The organism is Ferruginibacter sp. (assembly GCF_031430955.1).
Lineage (GTDB): Bacteria > Bacteroidota > Bacteroidia > Chitinophagales > Chitinophagaceae > Ferruginibacter.
Window position 1 is genome coordinate 1 of record NZ_JANPCM010000416.1, and the last position, 2,292, is coordinate 2,292.

General features: G+C 36.2%; 2 protein-coding genes and 1 pseudogene. All 3 read left to right on the forward strand.

The window, feature by feature from the left end:
• Positions 1 to 362: pseudogene (locus ACY65O_RS11610) on the forward strand (nitrous oxide reductase accessory protein NosL); the annotation flags it as partial.
• Between the two features lie 42 nt (positions 363 to 404).
• Positions 405 to 998 (forward strand): nitrous oxide reductase accessory protein NosL, encoded by a 594-nt coding sequence (locus ACY65O_RS11615; RefSeq protein ID WP_462221020.1) that lies wholly within the window; start codon positions 405 to 407, stop codon positions 996 to 998.
• The gene (locus ACY65O_RS11620) at positions 995 to 2,230 is read left to right on the forward strand and encodes a nitrous oxide reductase family maturation protein NosD (protein ID WP_462221021.1); all 1,236 of its coding nucleotides are present in this window, start codon (positions 995 to 997) and stop codon (positions 2,228 to 2,230) included. Before ACY65O_RS11615 ends, ACY65O_RS11620 begins: the two co-directional genes overlap by 4 nt.
• Positions 2,231 to 2,292 lie beyond the last annotated feature (62 nt).

Here is a 2,292-nt window from a genome sequence, read left to right on the forward strand (position 1 = left end):
TAAGAAAACTGTTGGTAATTTGCGGTGAAGCCTTAGTGGTAGTTTGGGTTGTGCCTATGTGGAAAATAGATCTGCAGGCACCACAATATCCCGTAGGTTTGATGCTGTTGATCTATCCGAATAAACTGGCATGTAATGTAGATATTATTAACGGGTTGAACCATTATATTGGTATGAAGACTTTGCATACCGAAGATTTTATGGAGTTTACGGCGTTGCCCTGCATTATTGTTTTTTTTGCTGCTGCATTTATTGCAGTTGCCATCACTAACCTCAAAAAAATGTTGAATGAATTGTGCTTTTTATTTGTTGCTTACGGCATATTAGCTATGTACCATTTTTGGCGTTGGGAATATAATTAGGGGCATAATTTAGACCCCGCCGCTGCCATCATTGTTCCCGGCATGGCCTACCAGCCTCCTTTAATAGGCTTTAAGCAATTATTAAATTTTGGCGCTTACTCTGTGCCGCATATTGGTGGCTGGATTTTTTTAAGCGTGGGTGTACTGTTAGTTTTTTGTACGGTAATGGCCTGGAGAAAAAGCAGCAAACATGTTACCATCAATAAATTGGCAACTGCAACAGTGGTGTTTTTTTTTATGCTGAGTTTTTCGTCCTGTAATGCCGGGCCGCAGCAAATTACAATGGGGGCAGATAATTGTTACTTCTGTAAAATGGTCATCAGCGATGAACGTTTTGGTGCAGAAGTGGTAACTGCAAAAGGTAAAATTTATAAGTTTGACGATGTGCATTGCATCATATCTTTTTTAAAAACAAAAGAAGTTGCACCAACCAAAATAAAAGATATTTATCTTACTGATTTTTGCAGCAACCATCAACTCATCAACGTAAAACAAGCGGTATTGTTAAAAAGTGATATTTTAAAAAGCCCGATGAATGGCAATATTGCAGCATTTGATAACACAGACAGTTTAATAAAAATGCAACAACGCTATCCCGGCAATATTATTGACTGGGCACAACTGTTACCACAGTGAAAAAATATATTTCCATACTGATATTATTACTGCTTAATTTTTTTGCAAATGCAAAAACAATTGTTGTTGCAAAGGATAAAATTATTTCAACTATTCAGCAGGCATTAGTTATTGCGGTTAATGGCGATACCATTTTAGTGCAGCCTGGTGTGTATCACGAAAAAAATATTGTAATTAGTAAAACTATTTTTTTAATTGGCATCAATAACCCTGTGCTGGATGGCGATAATAAATACGAGATTCTTTCAGTAAAAGCAAATGGGGTGGTGATAGCAGGATTTAAAATTATTAATTCCGGCGTATCCAGTATAGAAGATTATGCAGGCATAAAAATTTATAACTGCAGGGATGTTGTTATAAAAAATAATATTTTGGAAAATACTTTCTTTGGCATTTATGCACAAACCGCCACAAATTGTACTATCGAAAAAAATACGATCACTGCATACAGTAAACAGGAACAGCAAAGTGGTAATGGTATTCATTGCTGGAAGGCCGACAGCCTGCGTATTATTGCAAATACCATCAGCGGCCACAGGGATGGTATTTATTTTGAGTTTGTAACCAACTCCATCATCTGGCGCAATACTTCTTTTAATAATATGCGTTACGGGTTGCATTTTATGTTTAGTAACAACGATGCTTACATCACCAACATATTTACAAATAATGGTGCAGGTGTAGCAGTAATGTTTTCTCACCACGTAAAAATGTTCAATAATTTTTTTGAAGAAAACTGGGGCGATGCAGCTTATGGTTTGCTGTTAAAAGAAATTGCCGACAGTTATATAAATAATAACCGCTTTACAAAAAATACTGCAGGCATACATATGGAAGGCGCCAGCCGCATCAGCATGCAAAAAAATGTTTTTGAAAATAATGGTTGGGCATTAAAAATTCAGGCAAGCTGCATGGATATTGTTTTAACCAATAACAATTTCATCGGCAATACATTTGATGTGGGTACCAACGGCAGTTTGGTGTTGAATACTTTTAATAATAACTACTGGGATAAATACGAAGGCTATGATTTGAATAAAAATAAAATTGGTGATATTCCTTACCGGCCGGTAAGTATGTACTCCATGATCATCGAACAAAACCCACCGGCCATGATGCTGTTCAGAAGTTTTATGACAACGCTTTTAGATAAAACAGAAAAAATATTACCCACGCTTACACCTGAAAATTTAAAAGATGACCATCCTTTAATAAAACCATTACCATTATGATCATCGCCAGTAACGTAACTAAACAATTCGGGAAATTGAAGGCCCTTGATAATGTATCCGTA

What these genes read in the sequence shown, in the direction of transcription:
- ACY65O_RS11615 (WP_462221020.1), top strand. Translation starts at nt 405, where the DNA reads ATGGCCTACCAGCCTCCTTTAATAGGCTTTAAGCAATTATTAAATTTT.